This window comes from Rossellomorea sp. GQ25 (assembly GCF_059758515.1).
In genome coordinates, this window is the sequence record NZ_JCAXEQ010000003.1 from 90,552 (window position 1) to 105,696 (window position 15,145).

Below are 15,145 nucleotides of genomic sequence, written 5' to 3' on the forward strand. Positions count from 1 at the left end.
ATGCTCCGTGGGTTTTTTTGTACGTGTGGAAGGAGATGTCGACCTTAAATATGATTAGCATAATGCGGGTATTGGTAAGGAAAATTCGACACGGAGGATTAATTAATTGAAATTCGGATCAAATAATCATATTCCGGATTAAAAAAGCCAAAACCGGATTAATTATTGTAAATGGGGATTCATTCCATCCAAAACCGGATCAATGATCGCGCGAGGGGCATTTCAAGTCATGGATTCATCACTCCAATCGGCCTTCAAGCTAGTCGAAGACCACATTCCCTGCTAAAAAGGGACAATCTAAAGCAAAAATCCTTCCATAAGTGAAAGAATGACATCAAACACTTACCCATCTACAGAAGAACCCGAAGAGCCAAAGTTACGGTTTTTCAGCTACTGGTTATCTGCCTGTTGGCGTGGGAGGGAGCTTGAGGCGGATGGATATATTATGAACATACTTAAAGAAAATTCGACACGGAGGATTAATTAATTGAAATTCGGATCAAATAATCATATTCCGGATTAAAAAAGCCAAAACCGGATTAATTATCGTAAATGGGGATCAATTCCATCCAAAATCGGCTCAATTATCCCGCGACGACCATTCCCTCTCCCATATTCAAGCCCCGAATCGGCCAACAAGCCAATCAAACAGCACATCCCCAGCTCAAAAAAGAAAATTAGCAAAATAAACACTAATCCATACTCAAATACCAAACAAAAAATCCCCTCAATCACTGAGGAGATTTCTTCAATCTGCGCATAACAAGTTGGCGTATTCCATTAATATTCAGAGCGAATACTACAGCCGCATAGGCTGCAATCCCAACTGCAATTTGTAAGATAAATCCGAAGATGCCATCAATGGCAAGTGCCGGCCAAACTAGAAGCGCCATTACACCAGTTGCGATAAAGATCTTTCCGACTTCTTTAAACGGGAAGGTAAGCGGGAAAATCTTCTTTCCAATTAAGGCACTCAACAGAACCGATACTACGTAGGAAATGATGGTCGCGTATGCTGAGCCGAATATTCCGTACTCTGGTATGAAGAGTAAGTTCAGGACTACATTCAATACAGCTGCGGCCAGCACTGGCCAGATCTGAAGCTTCGTATTTTTCCCGAGCTGGAAGGCAAGATCAAAATAGTACATTTTAAAACCTTGGATAAAGATCGCAAAGGCAATCAGTGAAAAGATCGTTGCTGCTTTCCCTTGATAGGATTCCCCCAGGAAGATCCCGGTAAAAGAGTCGCTCAACAGAATCATTCCTGTGGTCGCCGGGACCGATACTAGTAATAACAGGGACGTATTTTCATTTAATTGTTTCTGACATTCTTTGATCCCGCCTGTTTCAAGCGCTTTGACCACAAGTGGGTAAGCGGCCAGGTTGATGATCATCATCAGTAAGAACAGGATTTGTTTGGCCAGGTCGTATGAAACGGCATAGATACCGACAGATGCCTTGTCCATTAACCAGCCAATCAAGTACCGGTCTGTATTCAGGATGATTGCTTCCATTGAAAGGGCAGCAATGAATGGAATGGAATATTTCACGACTTCTTTAATCATGTCACGATCGATCAACTTAATGTTGATCAAGTGCAGATACTTTGGAATAAAGAAGACGATCGATAAGAAGATTCCAATGATCAGTCCAAGAATAATTCCTTCTGCTCCAAATCCAAAGAACTTAATCAGCACCACAGCAATAATAAGGGATAGTACCACTTTTAATGCTGTCACTACTCCAAATAATTTAGATGAAAGCTCCGAGCGCAAGTATTCAGTGAACAAATCGAACAGACTTTGCATCATGAGCAGTCCAATTCCTAAGAACCAAAGCATCGCCATCGAGTGCAATGGAGTATAGGCAATGAAAGCTCCTGTACCCAAGAATACTGTCAAGATCGTCATGGATATAAAAGTTGCCGTGATCGAGCTGATGAACATGGCTTTCTGATTGCCTTCGTATTTAGGGTTGTATCGAAGCAGCCCTAACCGTAACCAATGAAAGAACGTTGTATTAACAAAGGTCACCGCTGCAATGACAAGGGAGTATTCTCCATACTCGCCAGGTGAAATGAGGCGTGTATACAAGGCAATCGCGACAAAGTTGATAATCCCTGGCACACCTTTAGATAGAAAATAGATAAACGTATGTTTAAACATGGAAATACCTCTCTGTTGATCCGTTTTATTAACAAAATTTATATAGTTTTTACAAATAAATTCAATTTAATCGCTTTTTATATTATGATAAGAAGTATCAAATCAATTAGTATATTATATCACAATCGATATTGTTGAATATATTTCTTTTGTCAGACTGTTTTAACAAGCACATTAAGAGCTTAGGTCTTCCTTCTAATAACAGCTTTTTTAGATCAATGCAGCAAGTCAGTAGTAAAAAAGAGAGTGTGGTACCCGAGTTATGAAAGTTTTATTATTAGCACCAGCGAATAATGTACATACCAAGAAATGGCTTGATTACTATAATTCGATTGGTATCGAGGTCATGAATATTAGCTTAGAGAACCACAAAGACTCTACTGAACACATCCCTTGGGGGAATGTAAGCAGAGTCTATTTAAATCTGAAATTGAATCACAAGATTTCATATTTATTTACGGTTTCCAGGTTGAAGAAAATCATTCGAAACTATAAGCCTGATTTAATCCATTCCCATTATGCCTCGAGCTACGGATTAATAGGAGCGTTAACCGGATTCAGTCCATACATCCTATCGGTATGGGGATCGGACATCTATGATTTCCCTAAACGGAATGTGATGAATCGCATAATCCTTCAGTACGCCTTGAGAAAAGCGGACTACATTTGTTCAACAAGTCCTGCATTAGAACAGGAAACAAAGAAATATATAGATGCAAACAAGCCATTGGCCATTACCCCCTTTGGTGTGGATACTACACAATTCAAACCAAACCCCGCGAAAAAGATCGAAGGTCAATTTAGAATCGGAATTGCTAAAGGGATGGAGCCAAAGTATGGAATAGAATATTTGCTGAAAGGTTTTAAGCTTTTTCTTAACATACTGGGCTCGGAGCGCCAGTATGTTCGCTTGCAATTGGCTGGGGACGGACCTTATCTTGCGAAATATATGAAACTGACAGAAGACCTTGGCATTAGTGAGAATGTAGAGTTTTTAGGAAGAATCGCTCATGAGGATGTTCCTGATTTCATCTCGTCTCTTCATATATTTGTCATTTCTTCCTTGATTGAAAGCTTCGGAGTTTCAGCTGTTGAGGCCCAGGCTTGTGGCGTACCGGTTGTGGCAACCAATGTCGGAGGTCTGCCGGAAGTCGTGCTGGACGGGGAAACAGGCTATTTGATTCCATCTAAGGATCCGGCAGCGCTAGCCGAAAAACTGCTATATCTCTATAAGGATTCCTCAGAACGAGAGAAGTTAGGGAGAAACGGCAGGGAGCACGTTATCAACCATTACGATTGGGAAGAGAATTCTAAGAGAATGATAGATCTTTATAATGAAATAGTAAAGTAGAGAGTTAAACATCTCTATTTACGTAATTTATGTTTTTTCGAACTCATAAATATCTAAGGCACTCAAAATCCTAATAAAGGAAAAATGAGTGCCTTTTTTACGTTTATGTAGAATTTTACGAAAACATGTCAAAAGTATGTCAACTATTGCCGATATTAATGGTAGAATAAAGGAAAATTTTAATATAATGGAGGAGAATGCATAATAATGAAGAAAAAGATTGCGATGCTTGTTGTTACAATGACTATGTTTCTTGTCATACCGATTCTGGCATCAGCTGAGAAGAATGTAGTCATTGACCCAGGTCACGGAGGTTGGGATTCAGGAACAGCAGGATTTTCTGGGAATTCAACTGGTTTTTATGAAAAGCATGCCAATCTGGCAATCTCTAAAATGGTAAGGGATAAGCTAAATGCAGCAGGATTCAACGTTTTTATGACTCATGATAATCTAGATACGTATTTGAGTCTTCAAGATCGTACGGATATAGCGAATTCATTCGCAAAAGGAAAGAATGATCAAACGGTGTTTGTTTCAGTCCATCACAACGCGGCACCAACAAACCCCTACGTACGTGGTTTTGAGTCCTATCATTATGATCATAAATATGCCTGGGAAGCGGAATATCCGCCCGACCCGATTCAAGTGGCGTACGGCAGTGAATCCAAGAGATTAGCAGAAACGATTCACCCGAGTGTCCTGAATTCGACTGGCTTAAATGACAAGGGAATGAGGAATAATCAGGCCTTTTACGTGATTCGTAACACGCAAATGCCTTCGCTTTTACTGGAAATGGGGTACATGTCGAATCCTCAAGAAGAAGCGCTCATTAAGACATGGTCTTTTCAGAATAGTGCAGCTGAAGGGATTAAAAATGGAATCGTTTCTTATTTCAAAGTATATGAAGTATACAGCGCAGAGAACAAACGACTTAAAGTCTATGAAACGAAAGAGGAAGCCATTCAATATTCCAAGTCTCAATCTAATACATATGTATTTGATAAATACCAGCAGAAAAAAGTGTACGAGAATTTGAATGAATACAGTGTCTATCAAAAAGGGAATGAAAAGCTTAAAACCTACCCGATTAAAGAAGACGCTATTCAATATGCAGAAAGTCTGGCGAATACTAGAGTAGTAGATGAACACACTGAAAAGATTCTTTGGTCAAATTATTTAACCAAAAAATACAGTGTTCAAACAGAAGCTGGTAAAAGTTTATGGTCTTATTACGATGTCAAAAGTGCAATCGATTACGCTAAATGGAAGGCAACACCATTAAAAGTGGTTGATATTGATTCTAAAGGAGTCATTTGGTCGAGTATCGATGGGGTTAAAATCAATCGTTTCATTAATGATACAAACTTAATTGGCCTTGATCGAATGGAAACGGCGATTAAGGTTTCCAAAGACCTTTATCCTAACGGTTTCTCCAGCTCCAAAACACAAAAAGCGGTGGTATTAGCAACCGCATATGACTTCGCAGACGCACTTTCAGTAGGGCCTCTGGCAGCTCAATTGGATAACGCTCCTATTCTATTAACCGCTAAGGACCAGCTTCCTTTACAAGTAGAAAAAGAACTTGCGAGATTGAACGCGAAAGAAGTATACATGATTGGTGGTAAAGGAGCCGTTTCGAATGCGGTTCAAGATCGATTAGCGAAGCTTGGACTGACGGTTACAAGAGTCGGTGGAGCTGATCGCTATGATACGAATCTTCTAATTAACAAAAAGCTGACGAATGTAAAAGGTGTATTCGTGGCATCAGGCAAAAATTACGCGGACGCCCTTGGAGCTGCACCGATTGCTTCAGCCAATCAATGGGCGATTGTGCTAACAGGTAAAGATAGCATCAATTCTACCGCTCTATCGTATTTAAAAGGAAAGCAAGTGAAGGTACTGGGTGGGGGAAGTGCTATTTCTTCAACGGTTGAACAATCGATTAGACGCTATTCAACCAATGTTGAAAGACTCTCCGGAGTGGACCGTTATAAAACACTTGCAAAAGTGCTGACGAAATTTAAATCAGTGATGGGATCAGACAAATTCATCGTTTCGACGGGAACGAATTACCCTGATGCTTTAACCGCATCTGCGCTATCTGTTAAAACCAAGTCACCAATCGTATTAGTAGGCGGCACATTAGATGGTCATTTAGAGGATTTCATCCTTGAGTATCAGCCGGCTGGTGGCGTAAAAGAAGTCATTAAAGTAGGCGGAAAAGTCGATGACGCCATCATTGCAAAAATGAAGAATGTCTTGTATTAAGGAGGACAACCCGTGTTAAACAGTCGTAAAAATTTCTTTCTAGTCACTCTGCTCATCTTGTCTATGACTGTCTTTACAGCATGTAATGCTTCCTCGCCAAGTGAGAAAACAACGAAGGAAGAACCTGATTCAACGAAAGTCGAAAGCGAAACGTCGAATGAAGATACCTCTCTAGATGAAGAGTCGGATAACTCCACTGTTCAGGAAGAAGTGGATGAAGAGGAAACTCAGGAGCCGACCGAAGACTCATCTTCTGAAGAAGAAGTAGGATCTGAAGAAGACAATGAAACATCAGGAAAAGAAGAAGTGAACCTGTTACTCCAACAGCTGAAGCCAGAAAAAAACATGGTCAAAACTTTTGAAAACAAGGATTTCAGCTTGACGGAGACGGTAGTCGATCACAATGAAACGCATGTTCAGCGCGTATTCAAAGTAGGAGAGATGGTCACTCTTCAAATTCTTAAATGGGATCAGGATGCCATTCAAGTTGTGTATGAAGAAAGTAACCCCAAAAACGTGAAAGACAGCATTTTGGAAAACTTTACTCCGGATGAAGAAGCGCAGCCGCTGGCCGATATCAAGCGTAAAGGAAAAGGCAACACCACTCGATGGGAAATCATCAGTGAAGACGAAACGGTCAAAGTTCCTTACGACACGTACGAAAATGTCGTCGCGGTTCGAAATACGGTGAAAAACGGAAACGTGAAAACAATCAATACCATGTATTATGCTCCCGGAATCGGCATGATCAAAGAAGTATATGAAGAAACCGGTGACAAAGGGTACAAAATTGAATCAGTCTTGAAAAAAGTAGAAGCCCTATAAATTTCTGAAGGTGTTCCGGTTTGGAACGCCTTCCTCAAAACATATCGCAAGGAGGAATACCATTGAAGAAAGTACTATCCATGCTATTGCTTTCCACAGTGATCACGGTACTTATCGCAGCACCCCTTGGGACAAGTGCAGCGGGGCAGCCGATTTCGGTTAAACTGCAGAACTATATCGGAAGCAAGACTGCGCTTCCATTTACAACGAATGGTGATTACCAGGTAAAGGGTACGTCGATTTTTATTCAACCAGGGGTAGCTTACACCATGAAGGTTGAATCTGGGAAACTATCTCTTTATAAAGGTTCCACACTCGTGAAAAAGTTCGATGGGAACGTTTCGATCATCCCGACGATTACAGAAGCGATGGATCGTTCCATGACGATTAAAGGGAATTACGACAAGCAATACTTAGGAGAAGTTGAGTTCACAGTTGAATCCAGTAAATATGTGAGACCCGTCAATCATATTAGTCTAGAAGATTACTTAAAAGGCGTGGTTCCTGCTGAAATGCCTGCTTCCTGGGGCGGTAACGGCGGACTGGATGCCTTGAAGGCTCAAGCTGTCGCGGCCAGAACGTTTGTATTGAAAAAAGGGAACTGGACGATTTATGATGGCCAAAGTGATCAAGTCTATAAAGGGTATGATTGGAATCCTCATACTACTCAAGCGGTTAATGAAACCCAAGGTGAAGTTCTGAAAAAAGGCGATAACTATGCTGAAGCTTTTTATTCTTCATCTAATGGGGGAAGAGTATTCTCGAATCAAAATGTTTGGGGATCACCTTTAGTTCCTTACCTGGAGACGAAGCCGGACATCTATGATGCGAAAATCTCACCACATGGAAATTGGGCAGTCCCTCTTTCTAAATCTCAATTCGACGATAGTCAATTAGACCTTAAGAAACCGGGAGCCTGGTGGTCGGATGTGAAGGAAAAAGATCAAACGATCATTTCGAACATGAAATCATGGTTGAAAAATAAAAATCATATTGATGATAAGAGTGAAATTAAAATTGTAGATATTAAGGGTGTCTCTTTTGATATTCCGGATTCTTCTTTCACTTCAACAGATGTGTTAAAAGGAACAGTATCGTTCACTTACTTTGAGAAAAAAGATAGTGGATTTGTGAAGAATGAAGATGAAACAATCAAACTGCAAACCCAAACGATTAACGACCGTTCTTATAACATTCGTTTTATGCTGGGGACATCTATCATGAAGAGTCCTTATGTGAAGAGCCTTGCCGAGACGGATGAGCTATATACGATTAACGGCGGCGGTTTCGGTCACGGAATCGGGATGAGCCAATACGGTGCTTACCAGATGTCGAAAGAAGGAAACAACTTCAGAACCATCCTTGGCTACTACTATCCAACAACAAGTGTGAATAGAGAACTGGACTTAAACGACTATTCTCATGAGCTTAAAGGTATTGATCGCTATGAAACAAGTGTTAGTGTATCGGAATATGGCTGGGAAAATAAATCGAAGGCTGTTGTCATCGGCCGCGGCGATTTATCGATCGATGCTTTAACAGGAAGTGTACTGGCGAAGAAATTGGATTCACCGTTATTATTAACAACATCCAAGTCACTTCCAGATACAGTCCTTAATGAAATTAAACGACTTCAGCCTGAAAAAGTCTACTTACTTGGTGGTACGAATGCTATCAGTGGCAATGTAGAGAATCAGCTTAAAGGATTATCTTTCATTTCTGATTCCGATATTACTCGCATCAGCGGGAAAGAGCGTTATGAGACAGCAGTGAAAGTGGCAGATGAAATTAACAATAATGATGAAGTTTTTGTTGTGACAAAAGACGAGAAATCTCCAGATGCCTTGTCAATTGCTTCATATGCAAGCATGATGCAAATTCCGATTCTTTATACGACAAAAGATTCCCTGCATGAGAGTGTTGAAGCTTACATGAAAGAGAATACGATTAATAAAGTAACAATCATTGGTGGTCAGACTGCTATTTCTCCTGAAGTAGAACGCCAATTAACAAACCTTGCTTCAAATGTATCAAGAGTATACGGATTGGACCGTTACGACACGAGCTTAACCATTGCAGAGAAATACCGTGATAAATTCGAAGAGAAGACACTATTCTTCGCGCGCGGAGACATCTTCATCGATGCCCTGCCTGCGTCTTCATTAGCAGCAGCGATGAAATCACCATTATTATTAACGCGTAAGGATGCCTTGCCGGATCATGTAGAAACATGGCTGGATGAGCGCACTGTCCTAGCCGATACCTACTTCTTAGGTGGTAAAGGTGCCATTTCAGAATCTGTTCGTCAAGATATCCAACAGGCTTTAGCGAATTAATCCGAATCATGAAACTGCCATTCTTTGGGATGGCAGTTTTTTTAATGGGAATTGAGTATAATAGATTTTTTCACTTTTGGAAGGGTTATTCTTTAAGATTGCCTTTTTTCAGCTAGGAAAGTGGTCTTAGACTAGCCTGAAGGCCGATTCGGGTGATGAATCTATGAGTTGAAATAGTCTTCGCGCGATAATTGATCCGGTTTTGAATGTAATGGATCCGAATTCCCGATAATTAGTATGGTTTTGGCGCTTATTAATCCAGAATTTGATTAATTGATCCGAATTTCAAATAATTGATTCTCCCTGTCGAATTTTCTACGCTTTAAGCCCATCCGACTCAAACTCCCACCCCCGCCCACAGGCAGATAACCAGTAGTTAAAAAAGCGTAACTTTGGCTTATATAGATCAATCTTCCAAAAATATGACTATAAATCATGTTTGTAACACATATTTAACATAACGGAATCATAGAGAATCTGCGTCATTTTCAGTATTGACAAGGGTGACAAAGCTTATGGGGGTAGGGAACAAATCATTTTCAAATGATCGTTTTTCATGTATAATTTTTTATTGTTGTTTGATTATCAAGACTTAACAGGGTGCGTCCCTTTTTTACATAGGAAATAAGGAATTCGTAAGAGACGATGGTCCTCATAGGAAAGGAGTTTGTAATGAAAAGACAGTTTGCCATTCTACTAATTTTGATTGCCTTATTCTTAAGCGGCTGCGGTGATCAGCCATTGAAATTCAGAAACCTTCTGGAAGCTGATCAATACATTCGCAATAATATTGAAAACACGGATTGGGATACCTTTAAATATATGCTGAGTCCTGATAACACAGTGACAGAAACGGACTTCAACTATCTTAAAGAGAAACTGACATCTCAAAGAAAAAGTTACTTTCATACCGAAGCTGTCAATAAGTTCTATCGATTTAATAAAGAAAATGAATTGGTTTATATGACTGAGTGGGAGAAGAAGGACGGAATTCTTTTACTGAAAGATATAGACTATATTCAATAAGGTTTTTCTCGCTAGTGCGAACACAGGCCTTCAATAAACTAAAAAGACAATGAGGAGTTTAGTATGAATTTTTCCACACTCATGAACAAGTATGAGCCAAGGCTGAAACAGATCATCTTGATTTTAGTGGCCGGATATTTGTTCTTCGCCCAGTTCTCTACTCAAGCCAAATACATCAAGCTTCTCCCCGTACCCGTTCCTGCGGTGCTGACACTGGGGGTTGGCTCATTATTATTCCTGTATTACTTACTCAATCGAAAACGTTTAACGCAAACCTCAAAGTTTGATAAATACTTAAAACGCTTCCTGATTCTATTCCTTATCTCATTGGCACTGGCTATTCTTTCTGCCTTTTATACAGCGACAGTAGTGAATAGTATAGAGTATATGAGCTACTTGAAAAGCTCGATGATTACACGACTTGCCTATTATCTCTGCTTTTTCATGTTTGTGTACTTCGGCTACCGTTTGCTTGTCAATGAGCCAAAGGATAACGAAAGTATCATCAAGGTCTACCCTTTGTCTATATTGTTATTAGTGGCTGTAGCCTTTTGGCAGCTTGCTTATTTCATGTTCAACATTCCATTCCTTAATTTAAATACCCGTTCCTTTGTTCATAGTGTAGAAGGAGTGACACTGTTCGATTTCCGGATCACGTCATTCACAAATGAACCAAGCTATATGGGACCGTTCTTAATCGATCTGATTATTTTGGCATTCCTGTTTGTGAAACGTAAATGGGTGTATGCAGTCGTTGTACTTATTCCGACTCTGTTCATATTGGCCTTTACATTTTCCGTGAGCGCCTATTTCAACCTGGTACTGGTGATAGGCTTCTTAATGGTCTATTTAATGTTCCATCCAAGATTCCCAAAGAAAATCCTATGGATGATTCCGTTAGTGGGAGTCATCGGGATCGTTGGCCTATATATAGTGAACCCGGATCTACTGGCAAAATTCTTCTCTCCCATTTGGGGAAGAAGAGATAACCTTTTTGATCCGACACAATCAAGCCGGATTTATATGTACGTCATGCCATTCCAGTGGCTGTTCGATCATTCCATCGTATCGGGACTATTTGGATACGGACCGGGAGCTTATGAGTTCTTGGCGGGGACCAAAATTGTCCCCCATACTCAGATGAGCCTGGCCATCTCGGCAAACAATATGTTTATTGATGTCCTATTCGAGCAAGGTGTCATCGGACTCCTTCTTTTATTAACAGGTTTAATTTCCATCGCCGTATTCCTATTGAAGAACGGCATGAAGAACATGTACTACTTCATAGCATTAGTAGAGTACTTTCACCTGATGGTTACATCCTTATACAGAGCGGATTATGTCACACCAAGATTCTGGGCAGTTCTATTAGTTATCGCCGTGCTAGTGAAAATCGGTGAAATGAAACACAAAGATAAGCAAAATGTAACGGAGTGATACAGTTGAGTTCATACAAAATCTTTCTTTCATATCTGATCTTTGTGGTTCTTTTGTTTGGCATTATTGTTGGCGTGAAAACAAAAGAGGTGCAAAAAAGTGAATATAAATCGGTCGGAAACGAATATTCACTCCTGAATTTTGGCTTAGGAGAAAGGTATCAAGAAGTATTCAAGGTTCTTGAAGATCCTGAATCCAAGGATGAAGTACTGGATGATTCAGAACAGAAGCTTCGTGTTCACTTCACAGGCGGCGAAGCAGACTACCTGATCACGTCCAATAAAAAGTTCAAGATTTCTAAGACGATTAATGTAGGAGATGACCTCCAAAAGGTTATTGACAATAACTTAGAGCTGGACATGTTTGAATATAAAGCAGATGAAAATGCTGCACAATCGTACGTGTATATGATTATTAAAAAACAAAGCATTGTATTCGAAGTAGAAGAGGGTAAGATTACAAAAGTATTATTGGCTCAAGAAGAAATTCCAATTGTCGAGTTAATAAGTGCTTTGAATGAAGAGCTGGCGACGGAAGACTTTCTGGAGTTAACAGACGAAGAGCTTCTCAAAAAGTCCGGTATGCTGAGCTTCCGAATCGATTACGAGAAGAACAACAGAAAGGTACTATCCGATGAATTCCTGCAATACCTGGACGCAGGCCTCTTACCAGAAACACCTCTTCCAATAGGGTATTCAGAAAAGAACCTGTTCGGTAAGTATGGTGATCCTGTTTACATCTTTGAAGGGAAAGGCGAGATTGAATACTTCTACTACTACAAAGAGTTCAACTCCTTTGTGGGATTAAACGAAGATAAGCGACTCGTGGAAATCAAGTTCCCAGTAAACATTCCGGCCGCGGAATTCGAAAAGATCCATGGTGATCTTGAAAATGAGCTCGATCTCGAACAAAATGAGTTGGAGTTAACGAAAGAAAATGACATGATTACAGAAGTCATTTTAAAAGAGAAGTGATTTCTTGAGGTGCACCCGGGCAAGTGGGGTGCACCTCTTTATTTCTGTATCCGGCAAATGATAAAGAAAATTCGACACAGATGATCAATTATTCGAAATCAGGATCAATAAATTAAATTCCGGATTAATAAAGCCAAAACAGGATTCATTATCGTAAATCAGGATCAATTCCATTCAAAACCGGATCAATTATCGTCCGAAGACCATATCCACTCATCGATCCATCACCCAAATCGGCCCGCAACCTACCCAAACAGCACAACCCCAGCTGAAAAAGGACAATCTAAAAGATATACCGATCCAGAATGAACGAAAATCGATCAATAGCATCCCAATTTATCCTAAAATCAAAGATACGCTTTTTCAAAGACCAAGGAACTGCCTGTTGATGAAGACGGGATCCATTTTGGAGGCATCTGCACCTCCAGAGATAAAGAAAATTCGACACAGATGCTCAATTATTCGAAATTAAGATCAATAAATTAAATTCCGGATTAATAAAGTTAAAACAGGATAAATTATCGTAAATCAGGATCAATTCCATTCAAAACCGGATCAATTATCGTCCGAAGACCATATCCACTCATCGATCCATCACCCGAATCGGCCCTTAAGCCAGTCTAAACCACATTCCCAGCCCAAAAAAGGACAATCTAAAAGAAAAATCAATCCAGAATGGAAGAAAATCGATCTATTACATACTCAAAAACGGCAGGCGCCAACAATCTGGCACCCGCCGCAAATCAAATCGAATCGAACAAACACTATTTCTTCTCATACCTGAAAATCTCTCTAATCGCTTTACCATAATACCCAAACGGCTCATCTAAATGACGATACTTCTTTAAAAAGAAAAGGGTCAATAGAACAACTGCAGTAGGGGTATTGTACATTCTCTTAAACAACGGCCCTTTTCCGATAAATGACTTTTCATATAAACGGGTTTGCATCTCAGGCTTCTCGTGATTTACGACAATCTTTGGATAATAGCTGATGGACTTATTATTTCTGGCTAAATCAAATAAGAAGACATTTTCTTCCCCAGAAGGATAGATCGCACCTAAGCCGAACTTCTCGTCAAATCGAATCAGGGAACGCTCGATATTCGCCGTTTGGATAAAGATCTCGATAGAAGACTTCTTCAACAGCTTACCGGTTGTAACCTGTTTCTGCTCTTCTTCGTCATATTCTTTATAGTAAACGCCTTGGATCGGATCATAGATTTGGAAGCATGCGACATCGGTCTCAAGATTCTCGTCGAAGTAATCCACCACAAGCTGAAACGAGTCGTCATTATACCAGCAGTCATCATCTGAAAACGTCAGAATGCTTCCATTGGCATGCTCAATACCTACGTTTCGGGCAAGTGACAACCCTTTGCGATCAATTTCAATATGATTGTATTTAAAGTTAACATCTTTTAAAACGGATGTAATATAATTGTGATTGTCTTGTGATACAATAATGACTTCGAAGTCTTTATATACTTGATTATTAAGACTTTCAAACAATCGTTTCAGTTCCTCTGGCTTCGTTCCAAGAGTTGGTACGATTACACTAATCATTTTCTTCATCCTCACATCTGAAATTACTCGCTATATTATAGCACATTAAACCTGTGAGATTAAGAAAACAAGAACATATGGTATAATACACATGAATTTTAGTAGATTTTGGCTCATTCGAGTGAAACCAAAGTTTCACTCGCCTTTCATAGGAAAGCTGAAAGGTAGACACTTGGTGAGAAAACGCAAGAGCAAAGAAATTTGGTCGGACGTTTTCTCATCACGAGGCGTAAAGGAGCCGAAATCTGCAGACACTACTAAAAAGACTTCGAACCAGAATAAGAAGAATTGATTTACACAAAACTAAGAGGTGAGTTCTTTGAGAGTAAAAAAAGCGATTATCCCGGCTGCAGGTTTAGGTACGAGATTCTTACCAGCAACAAAGGCACAGCCGAAAGAAATGTTACCAATTGTAGATAAACCTACAATCCAATATATTATCGAAGAAGCTGTAAATTCCGGGATAGAGGATATCCTGATTGTAACTGGCCGTGGAAAACGCGCCATCGAAGATCATTTTGACAAGTCTTTAGAGCTTGAAGAAATGCTGGCAATGAAAGAAAAATACGATGAGCTCGAGCAAATCAAACAAATCTCTCATCTGGCGGACATTCACTACATTCGTCAAAAAGAGCCAAAGGGACTCGGACATGCCATCTGGTGTGCCAGAAAATTCATCGGTAACGATCCTTTCGCAGTCCTTCTTGGAGACGACATCGTGGTTTCTGAGAAACCTTGTCTTAAACAATTGATCGATGAATTCGAAGAGAAAGAATCAAGCATCATCGGCGTACAGGAAGTTCCTGACGAGGACGTATCCAAATATGGTATTATCGACGTAGAAGACCCTACGAACGAAGGTCCTCTTTTCAAAGTCAAAGGACTGGTGGAAAAGCCGAAATTAGAAGATGCTCCTTCTAATATGGCTATCATGGGGCGCTACGTTCTCACACCGGATGTACTTGATATTTTAGGAAACTTGGAGCCTGGTCAAGGAAATGAAATTCAATTGACAGACGCTCTTCAAGAATTAAATACTAAGCAAAATGTTTACGGATATTCTTTTGATGGTAAAAGATATGATATTGGAAACAAATACGGCTTTGTTCAAGCAACAGTAGAGTTTGCTTTAATGAGAGATGACCTTAAAGGTCCATTAAAAGATTGGTTAAAAGACATCATTTCAGAATGAACAAGG

Annotated in this window: 11 protein-coding genes; 8 read left to right on the forward strand and 3 right to left on the reverse strand. The window is 39.9% G+C overall.

What is annotated here, in order from left to right:
• Positions 1–543: 543 nt before the first annotated feature.
• Positions 544–714, reverse strand: a complete 171-nt coding sequence (locus AC6CIB_RS11290; RefSeq protein WP_498280725.1) for a hypothetical protein — start codon at positions 712–714, stop codon at positions 544–546.
• Positions 715–731: 17 nt separating this feature from the next.
• Entirely contained in the window at positions 732–2,165 is a 1,434-nt protein-coding gene (locus tag AC6CIB_RS11295; protein WP_498280727.1) for a lipopolysaccharide biosynthesis protein, read from the reverse strand.
• A 262-nt stretch (positions 2,166–2,427) separates the two neighbouring features.
• On the opposite strand from AC6CIB_RS11295, the gene AC6CIB_RS11300 reads away from it, so the two are divergent.
• The 7 genes from AC6CIB_RS11300 (at position 2,428) to AC6CIB_RS11330 (ending at position 12,382) form a co-directional block, all read left to right on the forward strand.
• Positions 2,428–3,516, forward strand: a complete 1,089-nt coding sequence (locus AC6CIB_RS11300; RefSeq protein WP_498280729.1) for a glycosyltransferase — start codon at positions 2,428–2,430, stop codon at positions 3,514–3,516.
• Between the two features lie 207 nt (positions 3,517–3,723).
• Positions 3,724–5,784: a cell wall-binding repeat-containing protein gene (locus AC6CIB_RS11305; protein ID WP_498280731.1), complete on the forward strand. Its 2,061-nt coding sequence runs from the start codon at positions 3,724–3,726 to the stop codon at positions 5,782–5,784.
• A gap of 12 nt (positions 5,785–5,796) precedes the next feature.
• A complete protein-coding gene (locus tag AC6CIB_RS11310; protein ID WP_498280733.1) occupies positions 5,797–6,609 on the forward strand; it encodes a hypothetical protein in 813 nt (270 codons plus the stop codon).
• A gap of 62 nt (positions 6,610–6,671) precedes the next feature.
• Positions 6,672–8,945 carry a SpoIID/LytB domain-containing protein gene (locus tag AC6CIB_RS11315; RefSeq protein ID WP_498280735.1) on the forward strand — a complete coding sequence of 758 codons (2,274 nt, stop codon included), beginning with the start codon at positions 6,672–6,674 and terminating at the stop codon, positions 8,943–8,945.
• A gap of 672 nt (positions 8,946–9,617) precedes the next feature.
• A complete protein-coding gene (locus tag AC6CIB_RS11320; protein WP_498280737.1) occupies positions 9,618–9,971 on the forward strand; it encodes a hypothetical protein in 354 nt (117 codons plus the stop codon).
• A 63-nt stretch (positions 9,972–10,034) separates the two neighbouring features.
• Positions 10,035–11,408 carry an O-antigen ligase family protein gene (locus AC6CIB_RS11325; RefSeq protein WP_498280738.1) on the forward strand — a complete coding sequence of 458 codons (1,374 nt, stop codon included), beginning with the start codon at positions 10,035–10,037 and terminating at the stop codon, positions 11,406–11,408.
• Positions 11,409–11,413: 5 nt separating this feature from the next.
• The gene (locus AC6CIB_RS11330; RefSeq protein ID WP_498280740.1) at positions 11,414–12,382 is read left to right on the forward strand and encodes a hypothetical protein; all 969 of its coding nucleotides are present in this window, start codon (positions 11,414–11,416) and stop codon (positions 12,380–12,382) included.
• A 764-nt stretch (positions 12,383–13,146) separates the two neighbouring features.
• On the opposite strand, the gene AC6CIB_RS11335 is transcribed toward AC6CIB_RS11330, so the two are convergent.
• Entirely contained in the window at positions 13,147–13,947 is an 801-nt protein-coding gene (locus AC6CIB_RS11335) for a glycosyltransferase family 2 protein (protein ID WP_498280742.1), read from the reverse strand.
• Positions 13,948–14,266: 319 nt separating this feature from the next.
• On the opposite strand from AC6CIB_RS11335, the gene galU reads away from it, so the two are divergent.
• On the forward strand, positions 14,267–15,139 hold the full coding sequence (gene galU, locus AC6CIB_RS11340; protein WP_498280744.1) for a UTP--glucose-1-phosphate uridylyltransferase GalU: 873 nt from the start codon (positions 14,267–14,269) through the stop codon (positions 15,137–15,139).
• Positions 15,140–15,145 lie beyond the last annotated feature (6 nt).

Bases quoted from the DNA above. Each gene is read 5' to 3' on its own strand.
- AC6CIB_RS11295 (WP_498280727.1), bottom strand. From the start codon at position 2,165: ATGTTTAAACATACGTTTATCTATTTTCTATCTAAAGGTGTGCCAGGG.
- AC6CIB_RS11300 (WP_498280729.1), top strand. From the start codon at position 2,428: ATGAAAGTTTTATTATTAGCACCAGCGAATAATGTACATACCAAGAAA.
- AC6CIB_RS11305 (WP_498280731.1), top strand. From the start codon at position 3,724: ATGAAGAAAAAGATTGCGATGCTTGTTGTTACAATGACTATGTTTCTT.
- AC6CIB_RS11320 (WP_498280737.1), top strand. From the start codon at position 9,618: ATGAAAAGACAGTTTGCCATTCTACTAATTTTGATTGCCTTATTCTTA.
- AC6CIB_RS11325 (WP_498280738.1), top strand. From the start codon at position 10,035: ATGAATTTTTCCACACTCATGAACAAGTATGAGCCAAGGCTGAAACAG.
- AC6CIB_RS11335 (WP_498280742.1), bottom strand. From the start codon at position 13,947: ATGATTAGTGTAATCGTACCAACTCTTGGAACGAAGCCAGAGGAACTG.